This window comes from Shewanella sp. 125m-1 (genome assembly GCF_052977065.1).
Window position 1 is genome coordinate 41,657 of record NZ_JBRILT010000023.1, and the last position, 17,655, is coordinate 59,311.

The 17,655-nt window shown below is 44.8% G+C and carries 12 protein-coding genes; 9 read left to right on the top strand and 3 right to left on the bottom strand.

What is annotated here, in order from left to right:
- The first annotated feature begins 248 nt into the window (after positions 1-248).
- Positions 249-1,310, top strand: a complete 1,062-nt coding sequence (locus ACVBIK_RS11800) for a porin (RefSeq protein WP_447161515.1) — start codon at positions 249-251, stop codon at positions 1,308-1,310.
- 718 nt (positions 1,311-2,028) lie between these two features.
- Positions 2,029-3,075 (top strand): porin, encoded by a 1,047-nt coding sequence (locus tag ACVBIK_RS11805; RefSeq protein ID WP_447161514.1) that lies wholly within the window; start codon positions 2,029-2,031, stop codon positions 3,073-3,075.
- Positions 3,076-3,356: 281 nt separating this feature from the next.
- On the opposite strand, the gene ACVBIK_RS11810 is transcribed toward ACVBIK_RS11805, so the two are convergent.
- Positions 3,357-4,013: a thiopurine S-methyltransferase gene (locus tag ACVBIK_RS11810; RefSeq protein WP_447169756.1), complete on the bottom strand. Its 657-nt coding sequence runs from the start codon at positions 4,011-4,013 to the stop codon at positions 3,357-3,359.
- Positions 4,014-4,309: 296 nt separating this feature from the next.
- On the bottom strand, positions 4,310-4,651 hold the full coding sequence (locus ACVBIK_RS11815) for a hypothetical protein (RefSeq protein WP_447161513.1): 342 nt from the start codon (positions 4,649-4,651) through the stop codon (positions 4,310-4,312).
- Between the two features lie 247 nt (positions 4,652-4,898).
- On the opposite strand from ACVBIK_RS11815, the gene ACVBIK_RS11820 reads away from it, so the two are divergent.
- Positions 4,899-6,707, top strand: a complete 1,809-nt coding sequence (locus ACVBIK_RS11820; RefSeq protein WP_447161512.1) for a protein kinase domain-containing protein — start codon at positions 4,899-4,901, stop codon at positions 6,705-6,707.
- 39 nt (positions 6,708-6,746) lie between these two features.
- On the opposite strand, the gene ACVBIK_RS11825 is transcribed toward ACVBIK_RS11820, so the two are convergent.
- The gene (locus ACVBIK_RS11825; RefSeq protein ID WP_447169757.1) at positions 6,747-7,382 is read right to left on the bottom strand and encodes an FxsA family protein; all 636 of its coding nucleotides are present in this window, start codon (positions 7,380-7,382) and stop codon (positions 6,747-6,749) included.
- Between the two features lie 361 nt (positions 7,383-7,743).
- Between ACVBIK_RS11825 and cutA the strand changes: the two genes are divergently transcribed.
- The 6 genes from cutA (at position 7,744) to ACVBIK_RS11855 (ending at position 17,583) form a co-directional block, all read left to right on the top strand.
- A complete protein-coding gene (gene cutA, locus ACVBIK_RS11830) occupies positions 7,744-8,067 on the top strand; it encodes a divalent-cation tolerance protein CutA (RefSeq protein WP_447161510.1) in 324 nt (107 codons plus the stop codon).
- Positions 8,064-9,887, top strand: coding sequence for a protein-disulfide reductase DsbD (locus tag ACVBIK_RS11835; protein ID WP_447169758.1), 1,824 nt, complete (start codon positions 8,064-8,066; stop codon positions 9,885-9,887). The genes cutA and ACVBIK_RS11835 overlap by 4 nt, the downstream gene beginning before the upstream one ends.
- A gap of 205 nt (positions 9,888-10,092) precedes the next feature.
- Positions 10,093-11,796 (top strand): cation:proton antiporter domain-containing protein, encoded by a 1,704-nt coding sequence (locus ACVBIK_RS11840; RefSeq protein WP_447161508.1) that lies wholly within the window; start codon positions 10,093-10,095, stop codon positions 11,794-11,796.
- A gap of 68 nt (positions 11,797-11,864) precedes the next feature.
- The gene (locus ACVBIK_RS11845) at positions 11,865-12,815 is read left to right on the top strand and encodes a TolB family protein (RefSeq protein ID WP_447169759.1); all 951 of its coding nucleotides are present in this window, start codon (positions 11,865-11,867) and stop codon (positions 12,813-12,815) included.
- A gap of 60 nt (positions 12,816-12,875) precedes the next feature.
- On the top strand, positions 12,876-16,109 hold the full coding sequence (locus tag ACVBIK_RS11850; RefSeq protein WP_447169760.1) for a glycoside hydrolase family 2 TIM barrel-domain containing protein: 3,234 nt from the start codon (positions 12,876-12,878) through the stop codon (positions 16,107-16,109).
- 52 nt (positions 16,110-16,161) lie between these two features.
- A complete protein-coding gene (locus tag ACVBIK_RS11855) occupies positions 16,162-17,583 on the top strand; it encodes a solute:sodium symporter family transporter (RefSeq protein WP_447161505.1) in 1,422 nt (473 codons plus the stop codon).
- Positions 17,584-17,655: the final 72 nt, after the last annotated feature.

Below are 17,655 nucleotides of genomic sequence, written 5' to 3' on the forward strand. Positions count from 1 at the left end.
TGCCAGTAGACACCTGAAATGTACCTCTTGTTAAAAATAACGTAACCAACTGTTTAAAAACAGTAAAACGACATGACGTGTATCACGTAAAATCCACTAAACATGACCTAGATCACGAACCAAAGTTCCCATTCCGTGCAAGAATCTCGACCGAAAAATACAGCTTCACTCTTGTTGGCCCACAGATAGGGCTGACGATTATTGATAGCCTGCAACTATAAATAGCGATTCGCTACAGGAAGATGAAAATGAAAAAAACTGTTCTGTCTGCCACTATTATTTCAGCACTAGCCGCCACCTCTTTTACAGCACTCGCTGATGGCCCAAGTTTTTATGGTCGTGCCGATCTTGCAATCACTAACTCAGACCTAGGTATTGCGACGCAAAACCAAAAGTCTGGCACCATCATTGAGAACAACTTCTCATGGTTAGGTGTTAAAGGTACTGAAGCAATCAATAGTGAGCTTGAAGTGGTTTACCAAATGGAGTTCGGTGTTAATAACTTCGACAACTCAGGCAACACTTTTTCTGCGCGTAACACTTTCCTAGGTCTAAAGTCAGCGACTGCTGGTACTATCCTAGTGGGACGTAACGACACTGTATTTAAAGCTTCTGAAGGTGGATTCGACCTATTCGGTAACACTAACTCAGATATCGATCTATTAGCTGCTGGCCAATCTCGTAGCGCCGATGGTTTTACTTACTACTCACCAAAAATTGCTGACTTAGTGACATTGAATGCAACGTATTTAATGGACGACAACTATGCTCAAGAAGTTGATGGCAAGAAAGTTGACGCTGACAACATGTATGCACTAAGTGCAACCGTTGGTGACAAGGGGCTTAAAGCACAGAACTACTATGTTTCTGCAGCATATAACGACAGCATCGACAACGTAAAAGCTTACCGTGGTGTAGCTCAAGTTAAACTTGGCCAGGTTATTCTAGGTGGTTTCTACCAAAACAGTGAACACGTTGACAGCAAGTACTCAAACCTTGAAGGTGATACTTACTTCGTTAACGCAGCTTATGTTATGGGTAACCTAAAACTTAAAGCTATGTACGGTAACGATGACTCAGGTCTAGGTAAGTATGTTAGCCGTTACGTTGGAAGCACTGATGGCGCTAGCTTAGAAACAGTAAGCGATGTCGAGTTACAACAGTTCAGTGTTGGCGCAGACTACCGTCTAAGCAAAAACACCTTAGTATACGGTCACTACACTAAGTACGATGGCGACATGAAGTTGAGCGGTGCGAAGCAAGATCTAAGTGATGATATCTTCACTGTTGGTATGCGTTTCGACTTCTAATCTATTGGTTAATGAGTCAAATAGGCTTTAATACATGGCTTATAAAAATTGACTTAAACAAATGGGCTTAAAAGGCAGCGTTAGCTGCCTTTTTAATTTATGCCTCCCTCCAATCTGTTTACCCCAGTCTTAACGCCTAATACCAATCAATATTCAATATCACAGCAAAGGTGCTCAATGTTGAAACTGAAAATGCTTAGATGCTTAGATGCTTGAGTTTTAGATGATTGAGTTTCAGAGGTTTTATTTTAGATGATTTATTTATAGGGACGAGCAACTGCCCTGTAGGCAAGGTTTCATCAACAAAAACTTAACATTTAAGCCGTTTGCTTTGATTTCCACCTTAAAGAAGCTCACTGGTTAATTTTGTAATCTCACAATAGGCACAAGATCACCCCATTCGCAGCCTTAGTAAATACTAAACAAGCAAGACCGACTTTTCTCGCAATCCGCTAAAATACCCCTTTAGAGATAGTTTAAAGTGTTTATTTCTATATAAATCACCAAATAAACAACGAAAGCTCTCCAATCGTCACAAAAAAGTAGCAAATTAATCTTGAACCCCTGAAAACATGATCTAGTCCACATTCTTCATGCCATAAAACTGTAATATTTAGCCCCACAATTGTTATGAGCTCGGATGCTTGTAACAAAAACAAAAGTTTATGTAAAAAACCATAAGAAACGAATAGGAACTTAGGTTCTGGGAGCAAATGAAATGAAAAAGACACTAATCTCTGCGTCAGTGGCATCAGTTTTAACCCTAGCTTCTTTCGGCGCGCTAGCCGATGGTCCAGGATTTTACGGTCGTTTAGATCTAGCTGTAACTAACTCAGATACAGGTGCAACGACTCAAAATGGTAAAGAAGGGACTGTTTTCGAAAACAACTTCTCTTTCGTAGGTGTTAAAGGTACTGAAAGCCTAACTAACAACATCGACGTTGTTTACCAGATGGAGTTTCAAGTTGAGAACACAACTAACTCTGGCGAAACCTTTAAAGCGCGTAACACTTACCTAGGTCTTAAGTCTCAGGCTGGTACTGTACTTGTTGGTCGTAACGACACAGTATTCAAGCAGTCTGAAGGCGGCGTTGATATTTTTGGTAACACTAACGCCGATATCGACCGTCTAGTGGGTGGTCAATCACGTTCTGCTGATGGTATCTGGTACTATTCACCAAAGATTGCCGATCTTGTGACGCTAAACGCGACTTACCTAATGGAAGACAACTATATTGATGCTGATGATAAAGACGCTGTTAAGTCTTATGATGCTCAGTACGCATTAAGTGCAACTATTGGTGATAAGAAGCTTAAGGCGCAAAACTACTATGTAGCTGCGGCTTATAACACTATCGGTGGCATCGATGCATACCGTGGTGTAGCACAAGTTAAACTAGGTGAGTTTAAAGTGGGTGGTTTATTCCAGAACACTGAAAGCCAAACAACGAGCCAAGAAGGTAACTCTTACTTCGTAAACGTTGCTTACAACCTAAACGGCGTTAACCTAAAAGCTGAATACGGCATGGACGAAGGCGGCTTCGGTAAGTACTACCAAAACTCTGTAAAAACAGATGCTGGTAAACTAATTGGTGACGATATCAACGTTCAGTCAATCACTGTAGGTGCTGACTACAAGATCTCTAAATCAACTATGGTATATGGCCACTACGCTATGTACGAAGGCGACCACAAAGTGGGTACTGCTAAAGTTGACCTAAAAGATGATAACGTATTCACTATTGGTATGCGTTACAACTTCTAATCGATTGAGTCTTAAGACTCTCTAACGATTTTAAGCCACAAAAAAGCGACCTTAGGGTCGCTTTTTTGGATCTAGCTAAAAGCCAAGAAGATTCGAGGACGCCCTTCGGGCTACTAGGACGTTCGCAGGCTCACTGCTAGAGCGGACTTCGTCCTGCTATAAGACAAAAGCTAAAGACAAAAGATAGAAGCGACGGATAAACTCCAGCTTTAAGCTTTTGAATGTATAGGATCTAGTAGCGCAGCGATCTCGCAGTGACGTAGTCACGCCCTAGGGCCTGCTCATTTTCTCGTCAGCTTATAAACCGATTCCGTCAACCAAGATACCTGCTTTTTCACAAAGCGAGGGTTGTCATTCAACACATCGTTACAAGCTAAACGCTCAATTTTAAAATGTTCACCTAGATTGGCCTGAACCCAATCTTCTGATACCGCAAAAGGCGGGCCATTTAACTCGGCTTGTGGATAATCTAAGGTGATCAATAAGCCAACACTATTAGCGGAAACCAATTTAGTAAGCTGACGCGCATAAGCTAAGCGCATCTCTTCCGGCCAAGCGATTAGCGCTGCTCGATCGTAAAAGGCTGTGCAACTTTGCGGTTCTAATACTGGCAATGTAAAAATATCGCCTTGAAAAATGGTGACTTGCTCAGTGGTAAAGCGTTGATGGTCTTCGACCACACTTACCTTAAACGCTAGACTATTTTCTTGATAAAACTGCTGTACAGCTGATTCACTTAACTCGCAGCCTAGCACTTCATGACCTTGCTCAGCCAAAAAACACAAGTCTAATGACTTACCACATAGAGGAACAAAAACTTGTGTATTTGCTGCGAGATTAAGTTGCGGCCAATATTTAACCAACAAAGGGTTAACCGCACTTAAATGAAAACCTATTTGCTGGGCGTCCCACTTTTCATGCCAAAAGCTTGGTTGCATAGTCCATATCCATTACAAATGGTAATTACAAATTTGCATTAAAAAACAATTACCAAAGAAACCAAGGTATGACCATGATCATGAGAATCATCAGGGGAACGAATTAGCGCTCACTTTGACAAGTGATGCTCAGACTTGGTATACCATTTTGGCCATTACTCTATAGCCAGAGCGTAATAGAAGCAAAAATAAATAAGCGGTTATCACTAAAGATACCAAGTCACAATGCTGTTACTGCGTCTGCATTCACAGGTTAAACAGAAGCAGATTAAACTGAAGCGGCTATACACTCACGACTATGCATTAAGCACTTGCTGAACTTTCCTCAACCAGACACAGTTTTCACACTCGCAATTACGACGAGACAAGTGATGCGGTGTTAAACTCGAATCAATAAAATCTACCGCAACCAGAAGTTGCTGCTTCAGCTCTTCAGCTGATTTCTTCTCGACCGCAACGGTTTCGTCATTGTGGTTCATCCAGGTACATTCCATACCTTGGTGACAATTAATGCACTCCATATCCGTCGGGTTAAAAAAGCCTGCATGAGGGCAATAATTTAGCTCCATCGACTGTAAAATACGTCGACGTGGGTATTCAAGCAATTCAATTAGCTGGGATTTATCTAGTCCTGACATAAAGCCACCTTTAGTTGATATCTAAGCCTTTTCTTTGGCTTATACCATTTATACTAGTACTGACTTCAAGATTACCTTTCTCTTATTCCCGTAGATTTGATATGCATCAATATCTAACCCAAAAATATTGGTTAGGTGTGATTCAGATAACCTTTTTACAAGCTCGACATAAGTGCGATAATTCAATGAGCTTGGACTTTATTACAGCTTATTGATTTAATGGAACTCACTGAAGAAGGGGACGCCATTGCAAACACCAGAACTGCAACACTTTTACATCTCAGAAGAGCAATCTGTTTATCTGCTTGGTGCCAATGACGCCCGTAAACACAGAGCCTGGATCCGCCTGTGTAAACAGCAGTTAAGTAAGTTGGGATATAAAGATTTAGAACTCGTGGGTAAAGGCGCCTATGGTTTTGTGTTTGCAGGCGTTAATAAGCAGGGCGAGGCTCATGTGTTTAAGTTCTCTCGGTTAACTCTGCCTCAGCATATTCAAGATAGGCTTGAAGAAGAAGCCTTTATGCTTTCTCAGGTCATCCATCCTAACGTGCCACCAGCGATAAAGTTTGAACACGTAGGTAAGCAAGGGATTTTGGTCATGGCCCGTGCTCCAGGTGAGGACCTTGAACAACTTTGTGTAAGAGTAGGCGCATTACCGGTTGCCATGGTGATGAATATAGCCCGCCAACTCGCGGCTATCTTACAATATCTACACCATGGTAGACCGCTCATTCATGGCGATATCAAACCGTCAAACCTCGTCTATGACATTCATACTCAACATCTATCGCTGATTGACTGGGGCTCTGCTGTATTTGCACAGCGTGACACTCAAGGTAATCCCGTTAACGGCAATGTGATGGACTTAATGTCCAGCGATCAACAACATACCAATGCCCGTATGGGAGACGTGTATTTTATTGGCGAAGAGCAACTTAACGGCGCCCTCTCTAGCCCGAGGTTTGATGAACAAGGCGTTGCAGCCACCCTTTACGCTTTAGCGTCGGGCCAGGCCAGTCGCTTTGGTAGTAAAGTCATCCCCGCTACCAGTATCGGCTTGCCAGTAGAGCTAGCGCGCACCTTAGATGGCATGCTCAGCGATGACCCACAGCAACGAAAAAAAGCCGGTGACTACTTTTTAAAAAGCATGGCTCACAGTCACCGTATGCACTTACCAGAAATTGACACCACGCCGCTCGTTGCCGAGATCCCTGTCTGGATCCTCCCCAGAGACAAAGAAGTTGAGACCGTTAGCTACAGCTCGCGTAAGTCATTCTTGAAGGAGCATAATGGCGACGATCCAATAGCCAAAATGGATGACCTACAGTTAGAGAAATACTACCGTAATTTTATGGCTGGAATGGGCGATACCGAAAAAGGCTTTATTGCGGCAGTTGGCCGCTTAAGCCAATATGCCATTGTAGGTGGCTTAGCCATCCACTGGCGTGAAACCGGCGTATTTATCGACTCCAATTTGGCTATTTATAAGGCCGAGCAAAAACATGCCATTACGGTTGCCGTCAACAATATGGTGACACTCGCTCGTGGCATTCGTCGCATTGGCGTATTTAAAGCCTGCTTCTTTAATGCCCGCGACACCTTGCACATTGAACGCCAAGACAGCACGCAACCATTTGTGACGGGTTGCGATCAACAGCTCCCCTTTGAGGTGGGTAATGTGCCATCGCTTGAAGACAAATCACGGCTACATTCTTACTTTGAAGATGGTCGCGATCCGGAGGAAAACCTAGAGCTACCGAAAGAGATTATGACCGAACTTGGCTGGATAAATCAGATCCACCATACCGGCTGTATTATTTTTGAGGTGCTGCCTAATCATATGAAGATCCACAGCTACTTGCGATTACTTAATCCGAGAAAACAGGCAGCGTTTCGTGCCAGCTTGGATAGGATCTTAGCCCATGTGGATAAAATTCAGGGCAAAGGGGTGTCAGGCTTTATGAAGCTGCCCTATAAAAACACCCGTAAATTTAACCTAATAGAACGCCGCGGTGACCGCTTTTACCCCCGTAATCCTAAGCAGTTAGATCACTAGTAACTCACTAGCGTTCAATAACAATCTATGCCTTACTTATTAAGGTTTTGGCTGTGCTTTATCGTCAGATTCTTTATCACTGTCACTGGTAACCGTTTCACCTTCAAAGGTCGTTCCTTTTACTTGATGGCTTTCAGGTCGCTTATCACTTGGGTCGGTTTTACGTTCAAAGTCACCGTCGAAGGTATTACCTTGATCAAAAGGCGACTGACCGCCCTTATTTTCAAATGGATGTTCAAATGGGTTTTGCCCTTGAGGCCCCATTCCAGCACCAAATCCGGGGCCAAAACCTGACTGGAAGCCACCATTCGCCTGCACTTTGAGCTGCATACGTTTATAGAAGAACCTAGCGACAGGAATTCGCATAAATGGTGTGAGCAGTACTAGTCCAAGAAAGTCAGTTACAAAACCTGGGATCAGCAAGAGTAAACCTGCTACCGCTAACATCATGCCTTCAACAATCTCTTGACCTGGCGCCTCGCCACGGGCCAGCTTTTGCTGCACTTGCATCAAGGTGCTAATACCTTGACTGCGCACCAAAGACACCCCAACGACGGCTGTAAAAATAACTAATGCAACCGTTGTCCAACTACCTAACACCTCACCCACGCGGATCAGTACTGATAGCTCCATCACAGGAACTAAAACAAAAATTAATAACAAAATAAAAAACACACTGACCTCACATTTTTTGCTGGTGATGAAAACTAAATTGGGGTTACTCGGTCTATTTTCAAGTAGCTAGCTGTTGGGAGACCGTGATCACCTATTGTTAGTCTGTAATTAACGACCGTTAAACTGCTATATAGAGAGTATAAATCCTAACTGGTGCCGCAATTAGGCGAGTAATTGTAAGCAAAAACTACTGGCATCACTATTTTAGCGATGCCTTAATGCAAGCCTAAGGTAAAACACGTAAAGTATCGATTCGCTTTTTAAAGCCATTCGCCATATTGATAGCCAATGAACCTTGATTGGCATTATACAATAGTTGGCTTAATACAATTTTAATCTGTTGGACAATAGAAATAGTTTAATGCAAAACGAATTTTTGTTAGTGATCACCAGCTGCCCCAGCGAGGAGCAAGCAAAAACCCTTGCCCGTGAGCTGGTTAAAAATAAGCTTGCTGCCTGTGTACAGATCTCTCAAGGGATCACCTCCGTATATGAGTGGCAAGGAGACTTGTGTGAAGAGCAAGAGTTCAGTTTGCAAATTAAATGCTTAGCGCAGCATTACAGTGCGATAGAGCACACACTCTCTAAGCTGCATCCCTATGATGTACCCGAGCTAATTGCAGTTCCTGTAACCCAAGGACTGCCAGCCTATTTTGATTGGATAAAAGAAACTACACAGCCATGAAAAGAATTATCAACCTGTTTTTAGCCTCACTACTACTGCTCACGCCATTGGCACACGCCGACGGTATTTTCAGTAGCAATAAGTTTGACTTTTTAAAGGGTGAGCCTGAGCTCATGCCTGTCGATCAAGCATTCGTGTTCGACTTTAAACAGCAAGGCGACAAAGTAAAAATTAGCTGGGTCATTGCCGACGGTTACTATATGTACCGTGACAAACTTAAATTTGAAACCGCTGACGGTGCCGTTTTAGGCGAAGTCGTGCTACCTCAGGGCAAACCCCACACCGATGAATACTTTGGCGAGCAAGAAGTTTACTACTCTTACGTCGAGATGCCTGTCGCGATTAAAGAAGCCACAGCTGGCAGTAAACTCAATGTCACTTTTATGGGCTGCGCCGAAGGTAAACTCTGTTTTCCGCCAACTAAAAAAACGGCTGAGCTAACTGAAGTCTCCGCTAATGACGGCTTGCTTAGTGATACAGATAAAGCACTTGGTGCCGCGCCATCAGCCAATGAAAGCGTAAAAGCCCCAATTACTCAACAAGATACCTTAAGCGCTATGCTGTCAGGAGATAGCCTTATGTGGACCTTAGTGATCTTCTTTGGTTTAGGTATCGGCCTTGCGCTTACGCCTTGCGTTTTTCCTATGTACCCCATTTTGTCGGGCATTATCGTTGGCCAAGGTAAGAAGCTTTCTACCGCAAAAGCCTTCAGCCTCTCTATGGTTTATGTTCAAGGTATGGCAATCACCTACTCGCTAGTAGGCCTTATCGTTGCCTCTGCTGGCATGAAGTATCAAGCAGCATTGCAGCACCCTGCAGTGCTAATTGTGTTAGCAATACTCTTCTTTGTTTTAAGTTTATCTATGTTTGGTCTATATGACCTGAAACTGCCTGCTAAGTGGCAGGAAAAGATGAACTCATTCTCTAACAACCAAAAAGGTGGCAATGTCATAGGCGTGTTCGTCATGGGCATTATTTCTGGCCTTGTGGCATCACCTTGTACCACGGCGCCACTGTCTGGTGCGCTTATTTATGTGGCGCAAACGGGCGATCTACTACAAGGCTTCTTAGCCCTGTACGTGTTGAGTATGGGTATGGGTCTGCCATTGCTGATTATTGGTACCTCTGGCGGAAAACTTCTACCAAGAGCTGGTCGCTGGATGGACATCATCAAGACTTTCTTTGGTTTCCTACTCATCGCGGTATCGATTGTAATGCTAGGTCGAATTTGGCCAGGCTTTATCTCAGATCTACTTTGGTCAGTCTGGGGAATTACTTTAGTCGGTTATCTTATGCACCAGAACAAACTTACCGAGTTTAACTGGAAGCAAACCACTCGCTCAGTACTACTGATGTTAGCGCTACTCGCTAGCTTCTCATATGGCATGCAAGCGGTAATGACCAAGCTGGGTTTTAGCAGCAACACCAATGTTGCCACTAATAGCACAGCTGAAAATCACGGTTTTACCCGCATAAAGTCACTCCTAGACCTGCATACTGAAGTTGCTGCTGCAACAGCACAAGGCAAGACGGTAATGGTCGATTTCTATGCTGACTGGTGCGTGGCCTGTAAAGAGTTTGAAGCGATCACTTTTAAAGATCCACTCGTCATTGAACGCATGGATCAAATGGTATTGCTACAAGCTGATGTCACCAAAAACGATGCGGTTGATATTGAGCTGCTGGAGTACTACGACATACTCGGTTTACCGACTTTGTTAATGTTTGACGAAAACGGCGTAATTCGTGACGACCTGCGAGTTACAGGCTTTATGCGACCAAAAGCATTTGCAGAGCATTTAGATCACTTAGTTAACTAAGCCGTTAGCGCAAATTAAACCTTATCTTTAGAAGCCCCGTTTATCTTTAATAATCGGGGCTTCTTTTTAAGCTTCCCTAGCTCACAACACCGCAAATAACCATTAAATTTATTCACAATTTTCAGCTCAACTTCATAAATTTCTTATACAATGGTGCATCATTGTATCCAATGGCTTGGGTACATATTATAAAGAAAGGAGCATCATGGAACCCGCTATACTCATTATCACCTTAGCCTGCGGCATGTTAGTTAGCCGCGTGGGACTGCCCCCCTTAATTGGCTATCTTGTTGCGGGATTTGTGCTGTTTCTGTTTGGTATTGAAGAGTCCAGCTTGCCTATGTTGGAGCAACTTGCCAATCTAGGTGTCACCCTTCTACTGTTTGCCATTGGTCTTAAGTTAGATCTACGCAGCTTATTTAAAGCGGAGGTTTGGGCTGGCTCCAGCCTGCATCTAATCGGCTCTATGCTATTCTTTATCCCACTACTGAAACTGCTCGGCCTATTAGGGCTTGAGCAGCTCACAGGATTAGAGATAGAACAATTTGCGTTACTTGCCTTTGCATTAAGTTTTTCCAGTACCATTTTTGCGGTAAAAATATTGGAAGATAAAGGTGATATGCAGTCGCTTTATGGCCGAGTGGCTATTGGTATCTTGATTATGCAAGATATCTTCGCGGTTGCTTTCTTAACCATATCTAAAGGGGATATCCCCTCATATTGGGCGCTAGGTTTACTGTTACTGCCGCTGGCAAAACCCCTCATATATAAAGCATTCGATCGTGTTGGACACGGTGAACTACTAGTCCTATTTGGCTTGGTGATGGCACTCGTCATGGGCGCTGGCCTATTTGAGCTCGTCGGGTTAAAGCCAGATCTGGGTGCGCTGGTCATTGGTATTTTACTGGCGGGGCACCCTAAATCATCAGAGCTGGCTAAATCACTGTTTTACTTTAAAGAGTTATTCTTAGTCGCGTTCTTCTTAACGGTAGGCCTAAATGGTTTACCCACCTTTTCCGACATCGGTTTGGCCGCAATTTTAGTCCTTGTCGTGCCGATTAAAGTCGTCCTATTTATGTACTTGCTAACCCACTTTAAACTGCGTTCTCGTACCGCACTAATGAGCTCATTTACCTTAGGTAACTACAGCGAATTTGGTTTAATTGTCGCAGCGGTTGCGACCTCAAAGGGATGGCTACCGCCACAATGGATGGTTATTCTCGCCGTTGCACTCAGCTTTAGCTTCCTGTTTGCCGCGCCGCTCAATACCGCTTCTAGCCGTTTATATCAGAAGTTTCAAAGCAGGCTCAAGCCGTTAGAAAAACACCCTCTACACCCGGAAGATAGACCTATTCCTGTCGGCAATCCACGCTTTTTAATTTTAGGTATGGGGCGGATTGGTTCAGGTGCTTATGATGAGCTTCGAGCCCGTTACGATGGCGAAATATTAGGGGTTGAGCACAAACAAGAACTGGTAGACTTCCACATAAATGAAGGCCGAAACGTGGTGCAAGGTGATGCCTCTGATACTGACTTCTGGGAAAAATTAGACAGAGCGCCTAATCTCGAATTAGTCTTGCTAACCATGCCTCATCACGTGGGTAACCTGTTTGCGGTGGAGCAATTAAAGCTACATGATTACCAAGGTAAACTAAGCGCCATCGTTAAGTATAAAGAAGATGCTCAATCACTTAGCGAGTCTGGCGTACATAGCGTATATAACCTCTATGAGGCGGCAGGTGCGGGTTTAGTTGAACACCTGGTCAAAGAGCTACTCACTCCTGGCGGCGCAGCACCAGATAATCCAGATGCCATCAATCGTAAAAATGAAGCTGATAACCCTGATGCGGGAGATATTATTAAGCATGAAAACCAGGCTGAGTCAGTGGAAATGTCGCAAAAGAGCTGATTGTATACATTATCCGCATTATAGCGTATGTTATTTGTTATCGAGTATAAGATGACCACTAACATACAATGCCAAAAAATAATAATACTACTCTGGCGGGTTATGGGTTTTTAACAGCCCTACTTCTTGTCCCCAGCAGCGCCTTTGCCGCTGGGTTTGATATCTGGATCTACAAACTTAATTACCAAGATAATCAACAAGGGTGGACAGTATCAGAAGGTCGCCCAGTCACTGCGCGAGACGGTTACGATAATCAGCCAAGCTTTACACCAGATAGCTCACAGCTATTCTTCACCTCAGACAGGCAAGCCGCACCAAGTGAGGGCCCGCAAGCCTCTGCTCGCCACAATGATATTTATCAGTTCCAAATAGCCGACAATCGTATAACGCAGCTCACATTTACCCCGGAGCAAAGCGAGTTCTCTCCCCAAGCCTTTAAAACAGCTGCGGAAAACAACCAAGTTAATTATGTGGTCGAGCAAGGCGTGCCCCATCAAAGTGTATGGCAACAAACAGGCAGTACCCCACGCCAACGTGCTATTAATAGCTTAATTCCAGCTGGTTACTACGCAATTAAGCAAGATCTTGGCACGCTAATTTGGGCTCGATACGCCTACAGTCTCTACTTTGAACCCAATGGCGAAACCGCCGATGAACGTCATTTTGTGGTCGCAAATGTTGGCAGAAGTATCCATGCCATTCCTAATGATGAAGCCTTTAGTTATCTACATAAACAGCTAGATGGCGACCGAGTCATTAAGCGCTTCTCACCAAAAGATAACAGCCACACCCAATTGATCCCACTCTCGAATACTGCCAGTGAAGACTATGCCTGGAGTCAGAATAACTGGCTGTTTAACATCGATAATGGCCAGTTAGTTGCTTGGGATAAATCGAGCAATAAAAGCTGGCAATTGATTAGCCCAATCCCGCAACCCAATGCTGATTACCTAAGCGCCTCAAGGATAGCCATTAGCCCCGACAATCAGCATTTAGCGATAGTTTGGCAGCGAAAATAGCCTGCACATAACAAGAAAGACCCAAATACAAATACAATAACGACAATAGAATAATAAATAATGAAAAATCATCCCTTTATAAAGCCCTTACCATCGCCCCGTAATAACGCTGCAGCCCGCTCGCTATTGACCGCTCTGCTTGCGCTTTTAGTTTGCCCTGTGAGCTATGCCAGCGCGCCCCCTGAGCGCTGGCAAAACCATCAGATTTTTGAGCAAAACAAACAAGCAGCGCATGCCAGTTTTTTTGGTTATTCGAGCTTAGCCAACGCGCTAAAAGATCAGCCTAAAGACAGCAGTAACTTTTTCGATCTTAATGGTCGGTGGCAGTTTCATTACGCTAAAAATCCTTTTAGTGTTCCCAAGGATTTTGCTCAAGCTGATACTAATCTTGAGGGCTGGCAGAGCATTCAAGTGCCCGGTAACTGGGAGACCCAAGGATTTGGCCATGCCATCTATTTAGATGAGCGCTATCCATTTACTACGACTTGGCCCGATGCGCCAGAAGACCATAACCCGACGGGAAGCTATCGTCGTGAAATAAGCCTGCCTAACGGCTGGCAAGATAAGCAAGTATTCTTGCACATTGGCGCAGCGCGGTCGGCACTGACTGCGTTTGTTAACGGCACAGAAGTGGGTTATAGCCAAGGCGCCAAAACGCCAGCCGAATTTGATATCACTCCTTATTTGACCCAAGGAAAAAACTTACTGGCCTTACAAATTATCCGCTGGAGTGATGCGAGCTACTTAGAAAGCCAGGATATGCTCAGAGTCAGTGGTATTGAGCGCGATGTATACCTTTATGCCACCGAAAAGCAGCGTATAAGCGATATTGACGCGCAGTATCAACTTTCAAACGCTTTAGATAACGCCGAGGTTAACCTTAAGCTAACACTTGAAAACCATGCAAAAGCCAAAGATGTCAGCCTCAGCTATCGACTACTTTCCCCTCAAGGCGTTGAAGTCAGCAGCGGTGAACAAGATATCACTAAACTTAATAAACAGCAGCGCCAACAGTTCGACTTCTCCCTCAAGTCTCCCAAACTTTGGAGCGCAGAAACCCCAAACCTGTATCAGCTGATTGTTAGCCTTAACGACAGCCAAGGAAAACTGCTGCAAGCTAGCAGTCAACAGATAGGCTTTCGCCGTGTCGAGATAAAAGCGGGTCAGCTATTAGTCAACAACAAAGCGATTACGATTCGCGGCGTCGATAGGCACGAAACCGACCCCGATACCGGCCATGTAGTGAGCCGGGCAAGCATGGAAACCGATATCCGCTTGATGAAGCAAAACAACATCAATGCGGTGCGCTCAAGCCACTATCCAAACGATCCCTACTGGTTAAGTCTCACCGATAAATATGGTCTATATGTGATAGATGAGGCCAATATTGAGTCTCATCCATTAGCGATAGATAAGGAGACTCAACTTGGTAACGAGATGAGCTGGCTTCCCGCCCACAAGGCTCGCGTCGAACGCATGGTTGAGCGTGATAAAAACCATCCTTCTATCATCATCTGGTCACTCGGTAATGAAGCCGGAGAAGGCAAACTTTTTGCCGCCCTCTATGACTGGATAAAACAGCGCGATCCGAGCCGCCCAGTGCAATATGAACCCGCTGGGCAACATGCTTATACCGATATCGTTGCCCCGATGTACCCATCGATTGAGCGCATTGAAAAGTACGCGAAGGCGCATACAGATAGACCACTTATCATGATTGAATATGCTCACGCGATGGGCAACTCTGTCGGTAACCTACAAGATTACTGGGACGTGATAGACCAATATCCTCAGCTGCAAGGTGGCTTTATTTGGGATTGGGTCGACCAGTCTCTGGCCTTTACCAATGACAATGGCCAGCGCTATTGGGCTTACGGCAAAGACTACCACCCGGACATGCCTACCGACGGTAACTTTCTTAATAATGGCTTAGTGGATCCAGACAGAAATCCACACCCCCACCTATCTGAAGTGAAAAAAGTCTATCAGCCATTTAAGCTGACAGGATTGAGTATTAAGCAGCAAAACGTCGAATTCACCCTGAAAAATCGCTATGACTTTATCGACACGCAAGGGTTAAACTTAGTCTGGACAGTGCAGCAAGATGGTCAATCTGTGGCTGACGGCTTATTAGCACTTCCACACATCAAAGCCGACACCAGTAAAGCGATTCGTTTTAGCTTATCTAAGACCGCGATTGAGCTCATGCAGCAAAAACCAGAGTTCGAGTATCAGCTTTTACTAGAGGTAAAAGTCGATACACCGCAACCTATGTTGCCCACCGATCACCTTATAGCCTTTGAGCAGTTTGAGCTGCACACGCCTAAAGCTGTGAGCGTAAAAACGATTGATGCTATTGAAGAGTCGGACGACAGCTGGGTATTAGGAAACGGTGACAGCCAGTATTTCATCGCTAGAAGCAATGGTTGGCTGAGCAAAGTTAAAGCCAATGATACAGTACTACTCGATAGCCCTCTCATGCCTAACTTCTGGCGCGCCCCAACAGATAACGACTTGGGTAACCAAATGCCTAAATGGGCCGATATGTGGCAAGATGCGGCTGCAGAGTTAACTCTAGCCTCCATCAACTATATCAGTGGCAACGCACCGGCTCTGGATGTTAGCCACCAGCACCCTACACTGGGTTTTACTTTAAAAACCCGTTATCGCGTGAGCCAGCAAGGTAAACTGTTAGTCAATAGTCAGTTTACCCCCGGTGATATCGAGCTTGCCGACCTGCCTCGATTTGGCTTCTCAGCTAAGCTGCCATTTGAGATGCGCTTTATGCACTACTTTGGCCGCGGCCCTGAAGAGACTTACGCCGATAGAAAAACGGGGAACCCTGTTGCTTGGTATGTTCTCCCCATTGAGAAAACCTTCCATCGTTACTCTAGACCACAAGAAACAGGACAACGCACCGACGTACGTTATGTGGCAGTGACAAACAGTAAAGGTACAGGCTTGCTTGCCCAAACCACTATGGAAAAAGAATTACTGCAAACCAGCCTATGGCCATTTTCTCAAGCCGATATCGACTTTAGAGACGGCGATGCCGAAGGGTCAGCATCAGGACTCGTGCCAGTCACTGCCAACCATGGTGCAGAGATCCCCACACGCAACTTTGTCACCTGGAATATCGATTACAAGCAGATGGGAGTGGGGGGAGATACATCATGGGGGCGCCCCGTGCATACCCCCTATCGTATCGCGCCAGAGGCTATGTCGTTTGGCTTTAGCCTTGCGCCAACTCATGCTCAAGGCACTATTGCCAAACAAGCTAGAACTCAACCCTAAAGCAATGAGTTACACACGGATATTAAAACTAAAATAGCAGTGAAGGATCATCATGGAACAGACTATTCAACTCGTTATATTTTTTGGCTTAACCGCCTTGGTAGGCTTAATCACCTACCTAAAGTGCCGAAACATCACTCGCGACACCAGTGATAGCAAAGACTATTTTCTTGCTGGCGGCGGCTTAAGCTGGGTTGTCGTGGCAGGCTCATTGATGATGACCAACATCAGTGCCGAGCAGATTGTGGGAATGAATGGGGCGCAAACCTTAATCGTTGCTTGGTGGGAGATTGCTGCAGCAGTGGGTCTGATAATCCTAGCTAAGTGGTTAATCCCTATCTATTACAAATACAACTGCACCACAACCACTGAGCTGCTTGAGCGCAAATATCAAGACAAAGGGATCCGTGCCATGGTGTCGGTGCTGTTTATGCTTGGCTACGCCTTCATCTTACTCCCTGTAGTACTGTATACCGGCTCACTATTTATGAAGTCGATGTTTGGCTTATCTATTTCAGTGACAGTGTTGGCCGTGATCTTTGCTGTAGTCGGCGCTATCTATGCCATTTTTGGTGGCCTAAGAGCCATCGCGATTTCAGATAGCCTCAATGGTATTGGCTTATTATTCATGGGGGTCGTGGTCTCTTATCTAGCGCTTAATGCCGTCAACTGGGATCTATCAGGGATCCCGATTGAACGCCTTACCTTGATTGGTGACGCCCAATCAGATATTCCCTGGCCCACTTTACTAACAGGCATGATCTTTATTCAGATCTTCTACTGGGGAACCAATATGGTTATCACCCAAAGAGCCTTGGCTGCAAAGTCAGTTGAAGAAGCGCAAAAAGGCCTTTATGCCGCAGTCGTCATGAAGCTTATCATTCCTATTATCGTGGTATTGCCCGGACTTGTTGCCTATAAGCTGTATGGTGATGTGGGTGATGTGGCCTACGGAAAATTAGTCGGTGACATCTTACCAAGTTGGATGTCTGGCGCATTTGCTGCGGTGATGGCGGGGGCAGTATTAAGCTCATTTAACTCATGCTTAAACTCAGCAGCTGCACTTTATACCTGTGATATTCATCAAAACTACATCAACCCGAATGCTGATGTGCGTAAGATTGGTACCCGTGTGGCATTAGTCTTCACCCTTATTTCATTATGCTTAGTTCCAGTATTTGCCCAGTCAGCCAGCATCATCTCACTACTACAGCAATTAAACGGCCTCTATTCTATGCCGGTATTGGCAGCCTTTATCTGCGCGCTTGCCTTTAAAGATGTCAATGCAAAAGCGATTAAGATAGGTCTGGTATTTGGTGTGTTGGTATATGCCGTGTTTACGTTTGTATGGAGCCCGCTGCACTTCATCCACATGATGGCGATCACTCTTGCCGCCACCATATTGGTGACCCTAGCACTGAGCAAGTTTGTTTTTGGGCCGCAAAGCCTAAATAGCCAATTGGTAACCGACTAAAGGTTAGCGGAAACGTAATGGCCCTGCGTAACCGTAGGGCATTAGGGGCCTTTGCCTGCTGAGTTTTTGTGC

Excerpts from the sequence above, each read along its gene's own strand:
- ACVBIK_RS11800 (WP_447161515.1), top strand. The coding sequence starts at position 249 with ATGAAAAAAACTGTTCTGTCTGCCACTATTATTTCAGCACTAGCCGCC.
- ACVBIK_RS11805 (WP_447161514.1), top strand. The coding sequence starts at position 2,029 with ATGAAAAAGACACTAATCTCTGCGTCAGTGGCATCAGTTTTAACCCTA.
- ACVBIK_RS11810 (WP_447169756.1), bottom strand. The coding sequence starts at position 4,013 with ATGCAACCAAGCTTTTGGCATGAAAAGTGGGACGCCCAGCAAATAGGT.
- ACVBIK_RS11815 (WP_447161513.1), bottom strand. The coding sequence starts at position 4,651 with ATGTCAGGACTAGATAAATCCCAGCTAATTGAATTGCTTGAATACCCA.
- cutA (WP_447161510.1), top strand. The coding sequence starts at position 7,744 with ATGCAAAACGAATTTTTGTTAGTGATCACCAGCTGCCCCAGCGAGGAG.
- ACVBIK_RS11835 (WP_447169758.1), top strand. The coding sequence starts at position 8,064 with ATGAAAAGAATTATCAACCTGTTTTTAGCCTCACTACTACTGCTCACG.
- ACVBIK_RS11840 (WP_447161508.1), top strand. The coding sequence starts at position 10,093 with ATGGAACCCGCTATACTCATTATCACCTTAGCCTGCGGCATGTTAGTT.
- ACVBIK_RS11845 (WP_447169759.1), top strand. The coding sequence starts at position 11,865 with ATGCCAAAAAATAATAATACTACTCTGGCGGGTTATGGGTTTTTAACA.
- ACVBIK_RS11850 (WP_447169760.1), top strand. The coding sequence starts at position 12,876 with ATGAAAAATCATCCCTTTATAAAGCCCTTACCATCGCCCCGTAATAAC.
- ACVBIK_RS11855 (WP_447161505.1), top strand. The coding sequence starts at position 16,162 with ATGGAACAGACTATTCAACTCGTTATATTTTTTGGCTTAACCGCCTTG.